The organism is Streptomyces sp. 3N207 (assembly GCF_052246355.1).
GTDB lineage: Bacteria > Actinomycetota > Actinomycetes > Streptomycetales > Streptomycetaceae > Streptomyces.
Map to the genome: position 1 here is coordinate 146,189 of NZ_JBQQBV010000006.1, position 17,983 is coordinate 164,171.

Annotated in this window: 17 protein-coding genes and 1 riboswitch; of the genes, 9 read left to right on the forward strand and 8 right to left on the reverse strand. The window is 70.8% G+C overall.

What is annotated here, in order from left to right:
* Positions 1-113: 113 nt before the first annotated feature.
* Complete coding sequence (locus tag ACTWP9_RS12110) at positions 114-1,589, reverse strand: MFS transporter (protein ID WP_443246073.1); 1,476 nt, start codon at positions 1,587-1,589, stop codon at positions 114-116.
* An 82-nt stretch (positions 1,590-1,671) separates the two neighbouring features.
* On the reverse strand, positions 1,672-2,148 hold the full coding sequence (bcp, locus tag ACTWP9_RS12115) for a thioredoxin-dependent thiol peroxidase (protein ID WP_443246074.1): 477 nt from the start codon (positions 2,146-2,148) through the stop codon (positions 1,672-1,674).
* A gap of 242 nt (positions 2,149-2,390) precedes the next feature.
* Between bcp and ACTWP9_RS12120 the strand changes: the two genes are divergently transcribed.
* Complete coding sequence (locus ACTWP9_RS12120; RefSeq protein WP_443246075.1) at positions 2,391-2,741, forward strand: DUF3618 domain-containing protein; 351 nt, start codon at positions 2,391-2,393, stop codon at positions 2,739-2,741.
* A gap of 73 nt (positions 2,742-2,814) precedes the next feature.
* The gene (locus ACTWP9_RS12125) at positions 2,815-3,117 is read left to right on the forward strand and encodes a GroES family chaperonin (RefSeq protein WP_443246238.1); all 303 of its coding nucleotides are present in this window, start codon (positions 2,815-2,817) and stop codon (positions 3,115-3,117) included.
* Between the two features lie 93 nt (positions 3,118-3,210).
* Here ACTWP9_RS12125 and ACTWP9_RS12130 read toward each other — a convergent pair whose 3' ends face one another.
* Positions 3,211-6,204: a transglycosylase domain-containing protein gene (locus tag ACTWP9_RS12130; RefSeq protein WP_443246076.1), complete on the reverse strand. Its 2,994-nt coding sequence runs from the start codon at positions 6,202-6,204 to the stop codon at positions 3,211-3,213.
* A gap of 218 nt (positions 6,205-6,422) precedes the next feature.
* Between ACTWP9_RS12130 and ACTWP9_RS12135 the strand changes: the two genes are divergently transcribed.
* From ACTWP9_RS12135 to ACTWP9_RS12145, 3 genes are read left to right on the forward strand one after another with little or no spacing between them, the layout of a single operon-like run.
* Complete coding sequence (locus ACTWP9_RS12135) at positions 6,423-7,229, forward strand: ABC transporter permease (RefSeq protein WP_443246077.1); 807 nt, start codon at positions 6,423-6,425, stop codon at positions 7,227-7,229.
* A 34-nt stretch (positions 7,230-7,263) separates the two neighbouring features.
* Positions 7,264-8,067, forward strand: coding sequence for an ABC transporter permease (locus ACTWP9_RS12140; protein ID WP_443246239.1), 804 nt, complete (start codon positions 7,264-7,266; stop codon positions 8,065-8,067).
* A gap of 23 nt (positions 8,068-8,090) precedes the next feature.
* On the forward strand, positions 8,091-9,056 hold the full coding sequence (locus ACTWP9_RS12145) for an ABC transporter ATP-binding protein (protein WP_443246078.1): 966 nt from the start codon (positions 8,091-8,093) through the stop codon (positions 9,054-9,056).
* 12 nt (positions 9,057-9,068) lie between these two features.
* On the opposite strand, the gene ACTWP9_RS12150 is transcribed toward ACTWP9_RS12145, so the two are convergent.
* Together ACTWP9_RS12150 and ACTWP9_RS12155 are read right to left on the reverse strand one after the other, a co-directional pair.
* Entirely contained in the window at positions 9,069-10,367 is a 1,299-nt protein-coding gene (locus ACTWP9_RS12150; RefSeq protein ID WP_443246240.1) for an SGNH/GDSL hydrolase family protein, read from the reverse strand.
* A gap of 8 nt (positions 10,368-10,375) precedes the next feature.
* Positions 10,376-10,531, reverse strand: coding sequence for a hypothetical protein (locus tag ACTWP9_RS12155; protein WP_443246079.1), 156 nt, complete (start codon positions 10,529-10,531; stop codon positions 10,376-10,378).
* 199 nt (positions 10,532-10,730) lie between these two features.
* On the opposite strand from ACTWP9_RS12155, the gene ACTWP9_RS12160 reads away from it, so the two are divergent.
* Together ACTWP9_RS12160 and ACTWP9_RS12165 are read left to right on the forward strand one after the other, a co-directional pair.
* Positions 10,731-12,248 (forward strand): DUF445 domain-containing protein, encoded by a 1,518-nt coding sequence (locus tag ACTWP9_RS12160; protein WP_443246080.1) that lies wholly within the window; start codon positions 10,731-10,733, stop codon positions 12,246-12,248.
* A 112-nt stretch (positions 12,249-12,360) separates the two neighbouring features.
* Entirely contained in the window at positions 12,361-13,230 is an 870-nt protein-coding gene (locus ACTWP9_RS12165) for a fumarylacetoacetate hydrolase family protein (protein WP_443246081.1), read from the forward strand.
* A gap of 47 nt (positions 13,231-13,277) precedes the next feature.
* Here ACTWP9_RS12165 and ACTWP9_RS12170 read toward each other — a convergent pair whose 3' ends face one another.
* The gene (locus tag ACTWP9_RS12170; RefSeq protein WP_443246082.1) at positions 13,278-14,354 is read right to left on the reverse strand and encodes a Gfo/Idh/MocA family oxidoreductase; all 1,077 of its coding nucleotides are present in this window, start codon (positions 14,352-14,354) and stop codon (positions 13,278-13,280) included.
* Positions 14,355-14,628: 274 nt separating this feature from the next.
* Here ACTWP9_RS12170 and ACTWP9_RS12175 point away from each other — a divergent pair, with 274 nt between their 5' ends.
* Positions 14,629-15,408 carry an HAD-IIA family hydrolase gene (locus ACTWP9_RS12175; RefSeq protein ID WP_443246083.1) on the forward strand — a complete coding sequence of 260 codons (780 nt, stop codon included), beginning with the start codon at positions 14,629-14,631 and terminating at the stop codon, positions 15,406-15,408.
* 48 nt (positions 15,409-15,456) lie between these two features.
* On the opposite strand, the gene ACTWP9_RS12180 is transcribed toward ACTWP9_RS12175, so the two are convergent.
* Positions 15,457-16,308 (reverse strand): CbtA family protein, encoded by an 852-nt coding sequence (locus tag ACTWP9_RS12180; RefSeq protein ID WP_443246084.1) that lies wholly within the window; start codon positions 16,306-16,308, stop codon positions 15,457-15,459.
* Positions 16,309-16,328: 20 nt separating this feature from the next.
* On the reverse strand, positions 16,329-16,562 hold the full coding sequence (locus ACTWP9_RS12185) for a CbtB domain-containing protein (protein WP_443246085.1): 234 nt from the start codon (positions 16,560-16,562) through the stop codon (positions 16,329-16,331).
* Between the two features lie 27 nt (positions 16,563-16,589).
* A riboswitch (cobalamin riboswitch) is annotated at positions 16,590-16,711 on the reverse strand.
* A gap of 190 nt (positions 16,712-16,901) precedes the next feature.
* Between ACTWP9_RS12185 and ACTWP9_RS12190 the strand changes: the two genes are divergently transcribed.
* Entirely contained in the window at positions 16,902-17,972 is a 1,071-nt protein-coding gene (locus ACTWP9_RS12190; protein ID WP_443246086.1) for a glycoside hydrolase family 6 protein, read from the forward strand.
* Positions 17,973-17,983 lie beyond the last annotated feature (11 nt).

A 17,983-nucleotide genomic window follows, 5' to 3' on the forward strand; every position in this document is an offset into this window, starting at 1 on the left:
CCGGCCCCACTTCGGCATACGCGCCCGTCGGGGCACTGCGTGTGCCCCGTACGCACTGCGCCCGCACCCCGGCCGGATGGTCCGGGGTGCGGGCAGGTGGTGGGTGGACGGGGTCAGGCGGGGGTTGTCTCCTTGGATTCGGCCCCGGCCAGGGCGCGGGCCTCCTCCTCGGTGCTGACCGAGGGCGGCGAGCCCGGCAGCGGCTGCCCCGCGGACTCCTTCATGAGGGCCACGGCGATGATGCCGAGGACGGCCGCGCCCGAGGCGTAGTAGGCCGGTGCCAGCTTGTCGCCGGTGCTGTCGACCAGGTACGCCATCACCATCGGTGCCGTACCGCCGAAGAGCGAGGTGGACACGTTGTAGCCGACGGACAGCGAGCCGTACCGCACTTCCGTGGGGAAGAGTGCGGGCAGTGTCGCCGACATGGTGCCCAGCAGACACACCAGAGGGGCGCCCAGCAGCAGCAGTCCGATGATCACCGCCGTGAAGCTGCCCTGCTGGAAGAGGACGAAGACGGGGATCGTCAGTACGGCGAAGCCCCCCATGCCGGCCATCAGCAGCGGCTTGCGGCCGAAGCGGTCGGCGAGCTTCCCGACCCGCTGGATCACCACCGCCATCGCCACCATCGCGATGATCGCCGCGACCAGTTCCATCGAGTGCTTGTAGTCGAGGGCGTCGGTCAGGTAGGCGGGCATGTACGACAGGAGCATGTAGTCGGTGATGTTGTAGGCCGCGACCAGGGCGATGCACAGGAGCAGCATGGGCCACTGCTCGGTGAAGATCGCCGTGAACTTCTTCCGCGGCATGTCCTCCGACAGCTTGGGCCCGTTCGCCCCGTCGGTGCCCGCCTCGGCCGATTGCGCCTGCTGCTGCTGGAAGGCCGGGGTCTCGTCCAGCTTCGTCCGCAGATACAGACCGACGACGCCGATCGGTCCGCCGATCAGGAACGGGATGCGCCAGCCCCAGTCCAGCATCGCATCTTCGCCCAGCGTGGTGTTCAGCACCAGGATCAGACCGGCGGCTCCGGTGTAGCCGATCAGGGTGCCCAACTCCAGGAAGCTGCCGAAGTAGCCGCGTCGCTTGTCCGGCGCGTACTCGGCGATGAAGGTGGCAGCCCCTCCGTACTCGCCGCCGGTGGAGAAGCCCTGAACCATGCGGCAGAGCAGCAGCAGGGCGGGAGCGGCGATGCCGATCGAGTCGTAGGAGGGGATCAGGCCGATACAGAAGGTGCCTGCCGCCATCAGCACCATGGTCAACGCCAGCACTTGTTTTCGGCCGAGGCGGTCGCCGAGCGGGCCGAAGACCATCCCGCCCAGCGGCCGGATCAGGAAAGAGGCGGCGAAGGCGGTGAAGGAGGCCAGGAGCTGAGTGCTGCCGTCCCCCGGGAAGAAGACCTTTCCGATAGTGACCGCGAGATACGCATAGATCCCGAAGTCGAACCATTCCATGGCGTTGCCTACAGCAGCGGCCCTGGTGGCGCGCTTGACCGTCGCCTCGTCCGTGACCGTGATGTCGCTACGGCGGACTTCATCATTCCGCTTGTGCGCAGCCGGGTCATCGTCGTGGGGCTGCTGAACCTCGTTGTTCATCCCCCATGCGTAACACCCGCCCCACTACTCGCATTTGGCCTCTTCAGGTAATCCACCTCGTCCTCCACAAGCCATCGCAGGATCACCGCGAAACCAGCCCAAGATCCTTGATGAGCTTGGCCACATGCCCGGTCGCCTTCACGTTGTAGAGCGCCCGCTCGACCTTGCCCTCCTCGTCCACGATCACCGTGGAGCGGATGACGCCGGTGACGGTCTTGCCGTACAGCTTCTTCTCGCCGAAGGCGCCGTACGCCTCCATCGTCTCCTTGCTCGGGTCGCCGACGAGGGTGACCTTCAGCGACTCCTTCTCGCGGAACTTCGCCAGCTTCTCCGGCTTGTCGGGGGAGACGCCGATGACGTCGTAGCCCTGTCCGGCCAGCAGTTCGAGGTTGTCCGTGAAGTCGCACGCCTGCTTCGTGCAGCCAGGGGTCAGGGCCGCCGGGTAGAAGTAGACGATCACTTTGCGGCCCCGCAGGCCGGACAGCGAGACATCCTTGCCGTCGGCGTCGGACAGCGTGAAGTCGGGGGCGGCGTCGCCGGGTGCGAGTCGTGGGCTCATGAGGGCTCCTTCGGTGCCGTGTGTTTCCTCCGATGGCCGCCGCGGTACGCGCCGGAGTGCTGTACTTGTCCGTAGTGGATCCGTGGTGGACCCACTCCGAAGTGCGGCGGGGCCGAACCTGCCCGAGCGTAGCCAACGGCCGCCGATCGGGGGTGCCACAGGGCGGCGGCACCGGCAAGCTGACAGGATGGCCGCTGACACACACGGTAGGACGCAGGACTGACAGCGACGGAGGCAGCTCGGTGCCGGAAGCCAGGACCCCCGCGGACATCGAGGCGGACATCATCCGCAGGCGGCAGGACCTCGCCGCCGCGCTGGACGAGATCGCCGTACGCGTTCATCCGAAGACCATCATCGGGGACGCCAGGGCGAAGGCGGCCGCCGCGGTGGACCGCACCGCGGGGCGCGCATACGTCGTCGCCAACCGTACGGTCTCCGATGTGCGGGCCCAGTTCGTCGGCGAGGACGGCGCCCCCCGGCTGGAACGGGTCGTGCCCGCCGCAGTGGTGGCCGTCGCTCTGGTGGGTGCCCTCGCGCTCACCTCCCGGCGCAGGCCCGCCGGCCGTCGCCGGGCTCGCCGCCGCCACCACTGAGGCACTGAGATACGGTCTTCCGGTGAGCCCAAAGACCCCTGCCTCCGCACACGATGACAAGCTGCCGATCCGCATGCTGCACGACCGCGTGCTCGTACGGACCGACACCAGCGAGGGCGAGCGCCGCTCCTCCGGCGGCATCGTGATCCCCGCCACCGCGGCCGTAGGACGCAGGCTGGACTGGGCCGAGGTGGTCGCCGTCGGCCAGAACGTCCGGACGGTGGAGCCCGGAGACCGGGTGCTGTACGACCCGGAGGACCGCGCCGAGGTCGAGGTACGGGGCGTCGCATACGTCCTGATGCGCGAGCGCGACCTCCACGCGGTCGCGGCGGAGCGCCTTCAGGACACCGCCGACTCGACGGGCCTGTACCTGTAGCGCACCTTCATCGAGCCGCCCTCCTTTCCGCCGTCGCGGCGGAGAGGAGGGCGCATTGGCGAGAGGGGGCGCCGCCCAGGGCGCCCCCTCGGTTCACCAGCGGCGGACTGCCTGGGCTCCGCCGTTCCAGCCGCTGCCTGGGTCACCGCTGGGGCTGCCGCCCGGATCACCGTTGGCACCGCCGGGATCGCCGCCCGGGTCACCGCCCGGGTCGCCCCCGTCCACCCCGCCGATCTCCGGGATGCTCGGCCCCGGTGTGGACGGCGGCAGGCTGGTCGGCGGCTGCGGCGTCGAGGGCTCGTCGCTCGGCTGCTCGGTCTCGGACGGCTCCTCGCTCGGCTCGTCCGACGGCGGCTCCGTCGTCGGCGTCGAGCTCGGCGGCTGGGTGCCCGGCACATTGCCGTTGCCCGCCGTGTCCAGGTTGAAGTCCTTGACCGGGCGGCCCTCCAGCGCCTTCTTCGTGTAGGCGCCCCAGATCTCCGCCGGGTAGCCGCCACCGTTGACGCGCGGCTGGCCGCCCGCCCCGTACAGCGGCTCCTGGACGGCCGTCTTCGGGTTCTGGCCCATCACCGAGATGACGGTGGCCAGGTCCGGTGTGTAGCCCGCGAACCAGGCGGCCTTGTCCTCCTCGGCGGTACCGGTCTTGCCGGCCGCCGGACGGCCGGCGGACTGCGCCGCCGTACCGGTGCCGCCCTGGACGACGCTGCGCAGCGTGGCCGTGGTGGAGTCGGCGGCGGCGCGGGTGACGGCCTGCTTGGCCTCCTCGTCGGGCAGGTTGACGACCTCACCGCCGCGGGTGGCCTTCTGCACCAGGCTGTAGTGGCCGTGCTTGCCGTGGTTGGCGAGCGTGGCGTACGCCTCGGCCATATCGAGCGTCGAAGCCGTGGTGACGCCGAGCCCGATGGAGCCGTCCGGGGTGAAGTTGGGAACACTCTCGGGCACGCCCAGATCGACGGCGGTCTCCTTGACCTTCTTGGGGCCGACGTCGATTCCCATCTGCGCGAAGACGCTGTTGACCGACTTGTCCATGGCGGTCGAGACGGGAATCTTCCCGTAGGAGCGCTGGTCCTCGTTGGCGGGCGCGTAGCCGGTGCCCTGGCCGTTGCTCACCACCTCGCGCTTGTTGCTGCCGTCGTAGATGGTGTTCGCGCGGATCGGCTGACCGCCCTGGGTGGTGGACTTGTGCTGGATGGCCGCGGTGAACAGGAACGGCTTGAAGGTCGAGCCGACCTGGTAGTCCCGGCGCGTGGCGTTGTTCGTGTACTGCTTGGTGTAGCCGATGCCGCCGTACATCGCGACGACCTTGCCGGTCTTCGGGTCCACCGAGGCGCCGCCCGCGCGGACGTACTTGTCGACCTTGCGGTTCTTCTTGTCCAACTGGGACATCAGCTGCTTGTCGACCGCGTCGCGCATGGCCTTCTGCTTCTTCGGCTGGAACGTCGTGGTGATCCGGAACCCGCCGGCCGCCAGCCGCTGCTCATCGATGATCTTGTTGTTGATGAGGTGGTTCTTGACCGCCTCGACCAGATAGCCGCGCTCGCCTGACATGTTCCGCGGCGGCTTGACCCGGTCCGGCTCGGGGAACTTCATCTCCGCGCGGTCGCTCTCGCTGAGCCAGCCCTCCTTGACCATGCCGTCCAGCACATAGTTCCAGCGGGCGACGGCGCGCTCCTTGTTCTCCGGGTGGGCACGGGTGTCGTACGCGTTGGGCGAGTTGACCAGCGCGGCGAGGTACGCGCCCTCGGACGGGGTCAGCTTGCTGACGTCCTTGCCGTAGTAGGCGTGCGCCGCCGACTGGATGCCGTAGGCGTTCCGGCCGAAGTAGCTGGTGTTGAGGTAGCCCTGAAGGATGTCGTTCTTGCTGACCTCGTTGTCCAGCTTCAACGCGATGAAGAACTCCCTGGCCTTACGGGTGACCGTCTGGTCCTGGCTCAGGTAGTAGTTCTTCACATACTGCTGGGTGATCGTCGAACCCGACTGACGCTCCCCGCCGGTGACCATGTTCCAGCCGGCGCGGGCCATGGCCTGCGGGTCGACCGCGGACTCGTTGTAGAAGTCGCGGTCCTCGGCGGCCAGCACGGCGTGCTGTGTCTCCTTCGGCACCTGGCCGAGCGTGATGTTCTCGCGGTTGATCTCGCCGTCCCGGGCGATCTGGGTGCCGTCCGCGTACAGGAAGACGTTGGTCTGCGCCGCCGCGGCGTCGTTCGGAGCCGGGATGCTCACCAGCAGATAGCCGGCGACCAGTGCGCCCGAGACCAGCAGGACGATCAGCAGGAGGCCGCCCAGCACCATCCGCCAGGTGGGCAGCAGCCGGCGCCAGCCGGTTCGGCGGCGCTTCTGCTTCTTGAGGGCCTTCGCGGCCTTCTTGTCCGCCTTGGACTTCTTGGCCTTCTTGCCGTCGGCCGCGGCGGGGCTGTTCTCCATGAGGCTGCCGCTCTCCTCGGGTGGGGGGCTGCCCCCCGCCGGGGCCTGCCCCACGGGTATGGCGGCAGTCGCGGCCGGTCCGGCCGGTGGTGGCGGGGTTGGCTGCTGGGGCGGGGTGGGTGCGGGCTTCCCGCTGGACGCGGGCTTCTCCGATGACGGCTGCGGCGATGACGCCTGCGGCTCGCTCGGCGCGGGCTGGTCGGGCGCGGTGGGCGGCTCGCTCGGCGCGGGCTGCTTCGGCGCCGATATGGAGCGCTCGCCGGGGGCGCTCGGGGCACTCGGCGCGCTGGGGGTACCGGCCGCCCCCGGCTCACTCGGCGCGGCAGGCCGCTCGGGGGAGCCGTTTCCCTCCCGTGAGGCGTTCCCCTCGCGGGAGCCGTTCCCCTCGCGGGAGCCGTCTCCCTCGCGGGGGCCGTTCCCCTCCCGTGCGGCGTTCTGCTCCGGAGAGCTGTTCCCCTCCGCGGAGTCCTGCTCGGTGGACCCGGCGCGCTGTCCGGCGGCCCCCGTTCTCTCCGTACTCTTCCCGGGAGTCCCCGCGCTCTCCTCCGGCGCCCCCGCGTTTTCCCGGGGGGCCGAAGCGGGCTTCCCCGTGGGGGGCTGCTCTGGCGGGCCGTCCGACTCCGGCTCCCGGCCTTCGGCGTCGCTGTTCGGCTCGTCACTCATGTTTGCAGGGACTCCTCGTCCAATGGCGGGCGATGCTGGTCCGCCCCGTAGAACACTGTCGCACCCTCCGTGCCGGAGAACGCCCTCGGGGCCGTAGCCCGGCCCGGTGGATATTCGGTGGTCGCCCACCAGGCCCGTGAGCTAGGCTCGCTGGCTTCGCTCGCGCGCGGTGCTCGCACGGAAGTGCTACTGGGAAGACGGTAGAGAGGCTCGAAAGGATGCATCTGCTCCGTCTCAATTTCGCCGTAGCCGTCAGCGGCTTCCGGCGCTACGCCACCTACCGCGTCGCCACGGCGGCCGGCGTCTTCACCAACACCGTCTTCGGCTTCATTCTCGCCTATACGTTCATCGCCTTGTGGCACGAGCGTCCCCACCTCGGCGGCTACGACCAGAGTCAGGCGCTGACCTTCGTGTGGATCGGGCAGGCGATGCTGGCCGCCGCGGCGCTGATGGGCGGCGGTTTCCAGGACGAGTTCCAGGAACGGATACGGAACGGCGACGTCGCCATCGACCTCTACCGGCCGGTCGACCTCCAGCTGTGGTGGCTCGCCGCCGACCTGGGGCGGGCCGCCTTCCAGCTGCTGGGACGCGGACTGGCGCCGCTTGCCGTCGGTGCCCTCGCCTTCGATCTGGCGCTGCCGCTATCCCCCTGGGCATGGCTGCTGTTCCTGCTCGCCGTCCTGCTGGCCATCGTGGTCAGCTTCGCGCTGCGCTATCTGTTCGCGCTGTGCGGCTTCTGGCTGCTGGACGCGACCGGTCTCAACGCCCTGTCCACCCTGCTGAGCCTGTTCTTCTCCGGGATGCTGCTACCGCTGACGGTCTTCCCCGGCGCCTTCGGCGATGCGGCGCGCCTGCTGCCGTGGTCCGCGACGCTCCAGGTGCCCGTCGATGTGCTGCTGGGCACCCACCCCGGCGGGGCGGCGGTGGGGCTCGCCTTCCAGGCGGGGTGGGCGCTGGTGCTGCTGTTCGCGGGGCGGCTGCTCCAGACCGTCGCGACCCGCAAGGTGGTGGTCCAGGGTGGCTGACGTACTGCCGCGGTCCCGCGCCGCGCTGGGCCGGATGGCGTGGGGGGTGCGGGCCTACGGCTTCATCGCGGCGATGTGGGTGCGCTCGACGATGACGTACCGGGCCTCGTTCGTGATGATGTTGGCGGCCAACTTCGCGACGACGTCTCTCGACTTCGCCGCCATCATGATCATGTTCGCGCAGGTGGACGCGCTGGGCGGCTTCGCGCTGCCCGAGGTCGCCTTCCTCTACGGCACCTCCTGCGTCGCCTTCGGCCTGTCCGACCTGCTGCTGGGCACGGCGGAGCGGGTCGGCCGCCGGGTGCGGGACGGCACCATGGACGTGCTGCTGACCCGGCCCGTCCCCGTCCTCAGCCAGCTCGCAGCCGACCGCTTTGCGCTGCGCAGGCTGGGCCGGGTCACCCAGGGTTCGCTGGTGCTGGGCTGGTCCGTGGCCCGGCTGGAGCTGGAGTGGACGCCGGGCAGGATCGCGCTGGTGTGCTCCATGGTGCTGTGCGGTGCCGCCATATTCGGCTGCATGTTCGTCCTCGGCGGCGCCTTCCAGTTCTGGGCGCAGGACGCCTCCGAGGTGCAGAACGCCTTCACCTACGGGGGTACGACGCTGCTCCAGTACCCGCCCACCGTCTTCGGCAAGGAACTGGTGCGCGGCGTGACGTTCGTGGTGCCGCTGGCCTTCGTCAACTGGCTGCCGGCGCTGCATGTGCTGGGCCGGGACGATCCACTGGGCCTGCCGGGCTGGGCCGACTTCGCCGCACCCGCCGTCGCGGTGCTGTGCTGCGCCGTGACGGGCCTGGTGTGGCGGGCGGGGCTGCGCGCGTACCGCAGCACAGGAAGCTGAACGACAGAAAGGACGCAGCAGCAGTGGGCGACGCGGACGGCGGGTTCATCGACGTACGGGACCTGACCAAGACCTTCACCGTGCGCCGCAGAAGCGGCCTGCTACGCCGAACGGCCACTCAGGTGCGAGCGGTCGACGGCATCTCCTTCACCCTGCGCCGCGGCGAGATGACCGGGTTCATCGGGCCCAACGGTGCCGGAAAGTCGACCACCATCAAGATGCTCACCGGCATCCTCACCCCGACCGATGGAAGCCTGCGGGTCGCCGGGGTGGACCCGTGGAAGGAACGCACCACGCTGGTGCGGCGTATCGGCGTCGTCTTCGGCCAGCGCACCACCCTGTGGTGGGACCTGCCGCTGCGCGACTCCTACGGGCTGGTCCGCCGGATGTACCGCATCCCGCGGGCCCGCTTCGAGGAGAACCTGGAGCGCTGCGTGGAGCTGCTGGAGCTGGGTGATCTGCTGGACGTGCCGGTACGGCAGCTCTCGCTGGGGCAGCGGATGCGCGGCGACATCACCGCAGCGCTGCTGCACGATCCGGACGTGCTCTATCTGGACGAGCCCACGATCGGCCTGGACGTCGTCAGCAAGGCCCGGGTGCGCAGATTCCTGCTGGACCTCAACTCCGAACAGGGCACCACCGTGCTGCTGACCACCCATGACCTGAGCGACATCGAGCAGCTGTGCAAGCGGGTGGTGGTCATCGACCACGGCCGCCTCATGTACGACGGCCCCCTCGCGGGCCTCCACGAGGTGGGCCGCGGCGAGCGCACCCTGGTGGTCGACCTGGAGCGGGAGCTGCCGCCCATCGAGGGCGTCGCGGGCGCCCGCACGGTCCGTACGGAGGGGCCGCGCCAGTGGCTGGCCTTCCCGGCCTCCGCCAGCGCAGCCCCGCTGGTCTCCCAGCTGGCGGCGGAGTACCCGCTGGTGGATCTGTCCATCCGTGAACCGGACATCGAGGACGTCATCGCCCGCATGTACGCGGGCTGAACCGCCGGCCCCTCACAGCTTGGCGGGGCGTGCGCCCTTCAGCGTCTTCAGATCGAGGGCCTGCGCCATCGCCTGGAACCCGTTGTCGCTCGGGTGCAGATGGTCGCCCGAGTCGTACGCCGCGCGCAGCCGCTCGGGGTGCGCGGGATCCCGCAGCGCTGCGTCGAAGTCGACCACGTCGTCGTACACCTTCCCCTTCCGGATCTCGGCGTTGACGGCCTGTCGGACGGCTTCCATCCGCGGGGTGTAGCCGCGGTGCCCGCCGAAGGGGGTGAGCGTGGCGCCGACGACGCGCAGCCCCCGGGTGTGCGCCTGGCGCACGATGTCCCGCAGGCCGTTCACTATCCGCTTGGGATCGCGCTGCCGGGGCGGCTTGATGATGTCGTTGAGGCCCATCTCCACGACGACGACCTTCACCCCGGTGCGGGAGAGCACGTCCCGGCTCATCCGCGTCAGCCCGCTCGGCCCGTTGTTGGGCGAGAACTTACTGCCGTCGACCAGGACGCGGTTGCCGCTGATGCCCGAGTTGACGACGCTCAGCCGGGGCGCGTCCCGCTCGGTGCGCAGCCGCTCGGCGAGGAAGTCGGTCCAGCGCCGGTTGGCGCCGGGGCTGGAGGTGATGCCGTCGGTGATCGAGTCGCCCAGCACCGCCACCGCGCCCTGGGTCTCGGAGCTCCACACGTCCACCGCGGAGAGGTAACGCCAGTACGGGCTCTGCTGGTTGAAGGCGGTGCCCGAGGTGTCCTCGGCGCGGTCCCCGTCGGCCACATAGCTGGTCTGCCGTGCGTACGGGTGATAGGTCACAGGCCCGGAGGGGGTGGGCGAGTAGGTGGTGACCAGCAGGTCTGCGGCGTGCGGCACGTTGAGCCGTACCGCGTCGCTGGTGACCTCGCCGCCGGCCGGGATGGTGACCGAGGGCTTGTTGCCGAAGGTGAGGCGGCGCATGCTGCCGGCCGCGGCCGTGGGATTGCTGGGGGCCGCGGCGAGGGCGACGCTCGCGTGGGTGATGGTCAGCGGGCGGTTGCCGAACAGGTTGGAGAGCTGGACGCGGGCGCCCGTGCCGCCCACCGAGGTGTGGACGACGTTCCTTATCGACATGTTCGCGAAGCCGTCCCTGGTGTGCGGTTCGGCTGCCGCGGGCGCCGCCGACCAGGTGCCGACCCAGTTGCCCGAGGAGGCGGGCGCCGCCGAGTTACGCGCCTGGGGCGAGTCCTCGTCCAGCCCGTTGCCGTTGTTGCCCGCTCCGATGAATATCGCGGTCGAGACGAGGACCACGATCGCCGCCAGTCCGGCGAGCAGGGCATAGCCCATGTTCCTGGTCACGCGCGATGGTTCTCCTCGGGCTGCACGGAGCCCGCGGCTCCGGGTGGTCTGCGGTGCCATGATCCCACGATCTGGGCACGGCGCCCTTGCGGGGGCCGTACGCCGGACGGGCAGTCGGTGGGTGGTTCCCCCGGCACCTGGTCCTTGCTCATGTTGTTTCTCTGCTGCCGCTCACACAGACGCGGAAGACCCTCGGTCCGTTCCACTTGATGCCGGGGGAGGGAGAATGTCCCTCCCCGTACTCGTCGGCGGTCGGGGGCGGGTCCGGCGCCACCGGTTGTCGAGGGCCCCGCGAATTCCGTCGGTATCCAGGGCGTGGCCAGGGGCGATTCAGGGGGAGGGTGGGAGCGGATGGAACGGACTACCGAGGGCGAGCGGCCCGCACGTGAGGATGCCCACGTGAGAGCGATCACACGCGCCGGTGCCGCATCGCGGCAACTCACCGGAACCGGGGACGGATCATTGGGCCACTCGGGTGCCGGAGGCGCCGAGGGTGCCGCGGATACCGCGGGTGCTTCCGGTGCTGCGGGCGGCGCCGGCGGTGCGGGCGGCGCGGGGGGTGCCTCCGGTGCCTCCGGGGGTTCGGCGCCGCGCGGGCCGGGTGGTGTCGGCGGCTTCACCCCCGCGGACGAGGAACGCCGGCGCGGGGTGCGGCGGATGAAGACGATCGCCACCGGCGCGCTGTTGCTGATGGCCACCGTCTTCGCGCTGACCAAGTGGGCGGAGCACGCGGGTGCGGGACCCTGGACCGGTTACGTCGCGGCTGCCGCCGAGGCCGGGATGGTGGGCGCGCTGGCCGACTGGTTCGCGGTCACGGCGCTCTTCCGGCATCCGATGGGGCTGCCGATCCCGCACACCGCGATCATCCCGACCAAGAAGGACCAACTAGGGCAGAGTCTCGGGGACTTCGTCGGGGAGAACTTCCTCTCCGCCGGCGTCGTACGCGACCGGCTGCGTGCCGTCGGCATCAGCAGCAGGCTCGGCAGCTGGCTGGCTCAGCCCGAGCACGCCGACCGGGTGACGGCGGAACTGTCCACCGCGCTGCGCGGCGCGCTCACCGTACTGCGGGACTCGGACGTCCAGGCCGTCGTCAGCGAGGCGATCACCCGCCGGGCCACCGCCAAGGAGGTGGCGCCGGGGCTCGGCACGCTGCTGGAGAAGATCGTCACGGACGGCGGCCACCGCCGGGTCGTCGACCTGGTGTGCACCCGGGCCGCCGAGTGGCTGCGTGAGCACGGCGACTCGGTCATGGGCGCGGTCGCGGGGGGTGCACCGGGCTGGACGCCGAAGTTCGTGGACCGGAAGGTCGGCGAGCGGGTCTACCGCGAACTGCTGCGCTTCGTCACCGAGATGCGGGACATGCCCGACCACCCCGCGCGGGGCGCCGTCGACCGTTTCCTGACCGACTTCGCCGCCGACCTCCAGTCCGACCCGGACACCCGCGCCCGGGTGGAGCGGCTGAAGAACGAGACGCTGGCCCGCGACGAGGTGCAGGACCTGATCGCCTCGGTGTGGGGTGCCGTACGGGACATGCTGGTGGCTGCCGCCGAGGACGAGCGCAGCGAACTGCGGATCCGGGCCCGGGCCGCACTGCTGTCGCTGGGCGGCCGGCTGGCGGCCGACGGGCGGTTGCGGTCCAAGGTGGACGGCTGGATCGAGGGCGCCGCGGTGTATCTGGTGACCACCTACCGGGAGGAGATCACCTCGCTGATCTCGGAGACGGTCGCCGGCTGGGACGCCGAGCACACCTCGAAGAAGATCGAGGCCCATATCGGCCGGGACCTCCAGTTCATCCGGATCAACGGCACGGTGGTCGGCTCGCTGGCCGGGCTGGCGATCTACACGGTGGCCCGGCTGTTCGGAGTGTGAGTCCCACCGCGGTTCCGTGGCCCGAAAGCTACGGTCCAGTACGTGAACGCTCTCTTGTGGTTCTGAACGCCCTCTTGGAGGATCAGCTGATTCGCCTGGGAGGGAGAGTCACGTGAAACTGCTCCGCGTCGGACCCGCGGGAGCCGAGCGCCCCGCGCTGCTGGACGAGGACGGAACCCTGCGCGATCTGTCGGGGATCGTCCCGGACATCGACCCTGACCTGCTCGCCGACAGCGTCGCGCTCGGCCGGGTACGGGAGGCGGCCGCCGCCGCGAGGCTGCCCGAGATGGCGGCGGACGGCGAGCCCGAGGGGCTGCGGACCGGGCCGCCGCTGGCCCGGATCGGCAAGATCGTGTGCATCGGGCTGAACTTCCACGATCACGCCCGGGAGACCGGGGCCGCGGTGCCCGAGGAGCCCATCGTCTTCATGAAGGCGCCCGACACCGTCGTCGGTCCCAACGACACCGTGCTGATTCCGCGCGGCAGCGAGAAGACCGACTGGGAGGTCGAACTCGCCGTCGTCATCGGCCGCACAGCTCGCTGTCTGACCTCCCACGAGGAGGCGCTGGCCCATGTCGCCGGGTACGCGGTCGCCAACGACGTCTCCGAGCGGGCCTTCCAGATCGAGCGCGGCGGCCAGTGGGACAAGGGCAAGAACTGCGAGACCTTCAACCCGCTGGGCCCCTGGCTGGTGACGGCCGACGAGGTGCCCGACCCGCAGGCGCTCGCCCTGCGGCTGTGGGTCAACGGCGAGTTGCGGCAGGACGGCACCACCGCCGACCAGATCTTCCCCGTCGCCGAAGTGGTGTGCTACCTCAGCCACTTCATGACGCTGTATCCGGGCGACGTGGTGTCCACCGGCACCCCCGCCGGCGTCGCCATGGGCATGCCCGAACCCAAGCCGTATCTGCGGGACGGCGATGTCGTGGAGCTGGAAATCGCGGGGCTGGGCCGCCAACGCCAAGTCATGAAGCCGGCCTGAGAGGGCCCTGCCTGCCCTGCGCCTGAGAGGGCTCCGCCTGCGCAGCGCTAGGCGCTCCGCGCAAAGGAGCGGGCTGCCTCCAACACCTGGAGGGTGGCGGCAGCTTCGCGCGCGGTGACCGGCGGGGGCGTGCTGTCGCGGAGGGCGCAGGCGATGGCGTCGTAGAACGCGGGATAGTCACCGTCCAGCGTGGGCACCGTACGGAGTTCGTCGGGCGCGTCCTGGGCGCCGAGGGTGCCCCACGCGTCCTGGGGCTCCACGCCCCAGGGCACCCCCTCGGCGGGGCGGGCACCCGCGCGGAGGGCGTTCTCCTGCGGATCGAGGCCGTACTTCACGTACGCGGCCCGGCTGCCCAGCACCCGGAAACGGGGGCCGAGCTGGGCCGCGGTGGCGCTCATCCACAGATGGGAGCGGACACCGTTCTCGTGGGTGATGGCGATGAAACTGTCGTCGTCGGCCTCGGCTCCCGCGCGCCGTACGTCGGACTCCGCATAGACGGAGGCGGCCGGACCGAACAGGGTCAGCGCCTGGTCCACCAGATGGCTGCCCAGGTCGTAGAGGAGCCCGCCCACCTCCTCCGGGTCGCCCGACTCCCGCCAGCCGCCCTTGAGCCGGGGCCGCCAGCGCTCGAACCGCGACTCGAAGCGGAACACCTCGCCCAGCGAGTCCTGGCCCAGCAGCGAGCGCAGGGTGAGGAAGTCGTTGTCCCAGCGGCGGTTCTGGAACGGCGCCAGCAGCAGCCCGCGTGACTCGGCCTTCGCCGCCAGTTCCCGGGCCTCGGCGGCGGTCGCCGCCAGCGGCTTGTCCACCACCACCGGCAGCCCCGCGTCCAGTGCGCGGTGGGCCAGCGGTACATGGGTGCGGTTCGGGGTGGCGACCACCACCAGGTCGAAACTGTCCGCGTCCGCGAACAGTTCGTCCGCCGACGCGACCGTCCGCACCTCACCGTCCGGGCCGCCGGCCTCCCGGGCGCGCTTCTGGCGCTCCGGGTCGGAGGTGACGACGGTGTCCAGGGCGAGCCCCGGTGTGGTGGCGATCAGCGGGGCGTGAAAGACCGATCCGGCCAGGCCGAAGCCGAGCAGCCCGACGCGGAGCGGCGTGACGGTGGTGTCCATGCGGTTCATTTTGTCTCCTCCGCGGATACCCCGCTCTCAGGGGGGAGAGCGGCTCGACGTCCGCGCGTGGACGTGCGCGAGAGGCTGCCTCCGCCGGAGCGCTACGCAGCGGTAACGAGTCGGACCGTCGCGTCCGGGCACCTGACGCACTCGACGGCATACGTCCCGGCTGACCAGCACCGGCCGCTGCCGTTACGCTGAGCGCGGCGGCCGGTTCCGTGCCTCGCTCCCCGCGGGCACATCCCCGCCGGCCGGACCACCACGACCTGGCAGGAGTCCCTCCGTGGCAGAGCGCAAGCCCATCGAGTCCTGGCTCACCGACATGGACGGTGTGCTGATGCACGAGGGGATCCCCGTCCCCGGCGCCGACTCGTTCATCAAGCGGCTCAAGGAGTCGGGGCGGCCGTTCCTGGTGCTCACCAACAACTCCATGTACACCCCTCGGGATCTGCACGCCCGGCTCTCCCGTATCGGACTGAACGTGCCGACGGAGAACATCTGGACCTCCGCGCTGGCCACCGCGCAGTTCCTGGACGACCAGCGCCCCGGCGGCACCGCGTACGTCATAGGGGAGGCCGGGCTGACGACGGCTCTGCACGACATCGGATACGTCCTCTCGGACGCCGACCCCGACTACGTCGTCCTCGGCGAGACCCGCACCTACAGCTTCGAGGCGCTGACCCGCGCCATCCGCCTCATCAACGACGGCGCCCGCTTCATCGCCACCAACCCCGACGAGACCGGCCCCTCGGCCGAGGGCGCGCTGCCCGCAACCGGCTCGGTCGCCGCCCTCATCACCAAGGCCACAGGGCAGCACCCCTACTTCGTCGGCAAGCCCAACCCGCTGATGATGCGCGCCGGGCTCAATGCGATCGGCGCCCACTCCGAGACCAGCGCGATGATCGGCGACCGGATGGACACCGACGTCCGGGCCGGTATGGAGGCGGGCCTGGAGACCTTCCTGGTGCTGACCGGGCTGACCAGGCCCGACGAGGTCGAGCGCTACCCGTACCGCCCTTCCCGCGTCGTCGACTCGATCGCGGACCTCGTCGACCGGGTCTGAAGCCGAGAGCTCGTCCGCTGCTGACGAGCTCTCGGCCCGCTGCCGACCTCAGGAGACCGCCGAGGCGGACGCCGGCTCGGACCGGTCCTCCCGCTCTGCGGACGGCTGCCGACGCAGTGCCGGGGCCGCGAACACGGCGCCGAGCACGGCCCACAGGACCAGGTGCCCGCCCAGTGAGAGCACCCGGAAGTCCCACAGCAGGGTGGCGGGCACCGGGACCTGGTCCGGGTTGTCCGGCAGCAGGAAGAGCGCCGCCAGGGTGGCGACGACAGCCACCGCGGCTCCCAACTGGCGTACCGGGAGGCCGTGCCCGGCCTGTCCGAGCCGCTGGTGCACCTGACGCGCCAGCACCATTCCCAGTACGCCGATGACCAGCGCGGCCACCCACAGGCCCTGCCGTTCGGCGACGGTGCCGCCGTCACCGACACCCGGCGGGTTGGCCGGGTAGCGCAGCGCCGGGAGCAGGGACAGCGCGAGGAACCCCGCACCGGCCAGGCCCATGGCGCGCTGCCAGTCGCGGCCGTCGTTCCGGGCCGCCGAGCGGTTGGGGGCACCTCCCGGCCGGAGGCTGGGGGACAAGGCGTAGGCCAGGGTGAAGAACACCCCGATCGCCAGCCCCGCCACCACGGCGGTGACCACCAGTCCGAAGTGCTGGGTGCCCCGGCTGAAGAGCTCCTCGGCCTCGGCGGCATGGCTGTGCCCACCGTGGCCCGCGTGCGTGTGTGCGGCGGCTTCCGCCGCCGAGCGTTTCTCCTCGAGCCGGATGGCCCGGTCCATCACGGGCTCGGCGAGCAGCAGCGAGAACAGTCCCGAGGCCAGCCCCGCGACCCCGCCGGCCGCGAGGCCGCGGCCGAGAAGGGACAGCAGGGGGTAGGGAGTTGGCTGTGCGGAGACGGACATGACGAGCGACCCCCGATCGGTCAGTGGCAGGGGGCGCCGAACAGATGACGGCCGTCGTGCGAGAACTCGTGCAGATAGGAGCCGGTGGCGGAGACGAGGTTGCCGTTGTCGACGAAGACGGCGTACAGCGCGATCAGTGCGACGATCGCGGCGGCGGCGACGATGAGCCAGTCGCGGGTCCTGACGGTCGCCGGGTGTGCGGCGGCGCTCTCGGGTGCGACGGTCGTGCCGACGGTGTGCGGGGACATCCGCATGCCTCCTCCTGGGGTTTCCACGCCCCATCGGTGGAGAAGCGACAGGCCAGTTCCTGACTCCCGCAGCCGTCGGGGGCGGCTGCGGACACAGTGGCGGGACCGTCCCGGAGTTGCACCGGGTTCCTGAGCTCTGTCGCCTCAATATGGAAGTGTGCCGTCCGGGAGACTCCCAGCCTGTCATGCGCACTGTCAATAAGGGCTCCGTCACACCGGGTGCGGAACCCGGCCGCGCGGCGGGGGCCCTGTGACACGATGGGGCGACGTCAAGGCCCGTCAGCGGTCCGGCAGACGGCCGGTCGCGGTCCGGTCGGCGGCCGGAGTACACCCGAGGGGGAGTGGATGTACGGCAGCGCCAGAAACGGCGCCCGATGCTCGCGTACGGCGCACACGTTGGGTGCCCGCGCCCGAGTCGTCGCGGGAAGCGCCCTGGCAGCGGCCCTGCTGCTGGCCGGCTGCTCGTCGTCGGACGGCGGTTCGGACGACGGTGAGCAGTCGGCGGATTCGACGGTTCGGCAGCGCCCCAAGTCCGTTGCCCCGTACTGGGTGAACCCCCAGGGCAGCGCCGCACGGCAGGCCCGCGCCTATGCGAAGGACGGCAGTTCCGCACGGGCCAGGCAGCTCGCGAAGATTGCCCGGCAGCCGGTGGCGGAGTGGATCGACGCGAAGGACCCCCGCGGCCACACCGCCCGCGTCACCAAGGCCGCTGCCGCCGCTGACCGCGCCGCGCTGCTCGTCCTCTACAACATCCCGCACCGCGACTGCGGGCAGTACAGCAAGGGCGGCGCGAAGGACGCGGCGGCGTACCGCAGTTGGCTGGACGGGGTCGCGGAGGGCATCGGGAACCGGACGGCCACGGTGATCGTGGAGCCGGACGCCCTGGCCCACACGGTCTCCGGCGACTGCGCCGCGCCACAGCAGCGCGAGGAGCGTTACCAGCTCCTCCACGACACCGTCACCCGGCTCGGAAAACTCCCCCGTACGAAGGTCTATCTGGACGCCGGCAACCCGGACTGGGTCCGCGATCCGGGCGGGCTGGTCGAACCGCTCAACCGGGCGGGGATCGGCGCGGCCGACGGGTTCGCGCTGAACGTCTCCAACTTCCAGACGACCACCTCGAACGTGGCGTACGGCAAGCGGTTGTCCTCGATGGTCGGCGACAAGCCGTTCGTCGTCGACACCAGCCGGAACGGCAACGGGCCGCTGCGCGGTGGCGGGCACGAGGGCTGGTGCAACCCGCCCGGGCGGGCGCTGGGCGAGGCGCCCACCACCAGGACGGGGAACAAGGCGGTGGACGCCTATCTGTGGATCAAGCGCCCCGGGGAGTCGGACGGCCAGTGCCGTGGGGGTCCTGCGCCGGGTACTTGGTGGCCGTCCTACGCGCTGGAGTTGGCCCGCAACGCCAAGGGGTAGCCCTCCCGCCC

Excerpts from the sequence above, each read along its gene's own strand:
- ACTWP9_RS12150 (WP_443246240.1), bottom strand. The coding sequence starts at position 10,367 with ATGGGCTATGCCCTGCTCGCCGGACTGGCGGCGATCGTGGTCCTCGTC.
- ACTWP9_RS12140 (WP_443246239.1), top strand. The coding sequence starts at position 7,264 with ATGGCGTGGGGGGTGCGGGCCTACGGCTTCATCGCGGCGATGTGGGTG.
- ACTWP9_RS12160 (WP_443246080.1), top strand. The coding sequence starts at position 10,731 with ATGGAACGGACTACCGAGGGCGAGCGGCCCGCACGTGAGGATGCCCAC.
- ACTWP9_RS12170 (WP_443246082.1), bottom strand. The coding sequence starts at position 14,354 with ATGAACCGCATGGACACCACCGTCACGCCGCTCCGCGTCGGGCTGCTC.
- ACTWP9_RS12190 (WP_443246086.1), top strand. The coding sequence starts at position 16,902 with ATGTACGGCAGCGCCAGAAACGGCGCCCGATGCTCGCGTACGGCGCAC.
- ACTWP9_RS12110 (WP_443246073.1), bottom strand. The coding sequence starts at position 1,589 with ATGAACAACGAGGTTCAGCAGCCCCACGACGATGACCCGGCTGCGCAC.
- bcp (WP_443246074.1), bottom strand. The coding sequence starts at position 2,148 with ATGAGCCCACGACTCGCACCCGGCGACGCCGCCCCCGACTTCACGCTG.
- ACTWP9_RS12125 (WP_443246238.1), top strand. The coding sequence starts at position 2,815 with ATGCTGCACGACCGCGTGCTCGTACGGACCGACACCAGCGAGGGCGAG.
- ACTWP9_RS12155 (WP_443246079.1), bottom strand. The coding sequence starts at position 10,531 with ATGAGCAAGGACCAGGTGCCGGGGGAACCACCCACCGACTGCCCGTCC.
- ACTWP9_RS12185 (WP_443246085.1), bottom strand. The coding sequence starts at position 16,562 with ATGCGGATGTCCCCGCACACCGTCGGCACGACCGTCGCACCCGAGAGC.
- ACTWP9_RS12130 (WP_443246076.1), bottom strand. The coding sequence starts at position 6,204 with ATGAGTGACGAGCCGAACAGCGACGCCGAAGGCCGGGAGCCGGAGTCG.
- ACTWP9_RS12180 (WP_443246084.1), bottom strand. The coding sequence starts at position 16,308 with ATGTCCGTCTCCGCACAGCCAACTCCCTACCCCCTGCTGTCCCTTCTC.
- ACTWP9_RS12135 (WP_443246077.1), top strand. The coding sequence starts at position 6,423 with ATGCATCTGCTCCGTCTCAATTTCGCCGTAGCCGTCAGCGGCTTCCGG.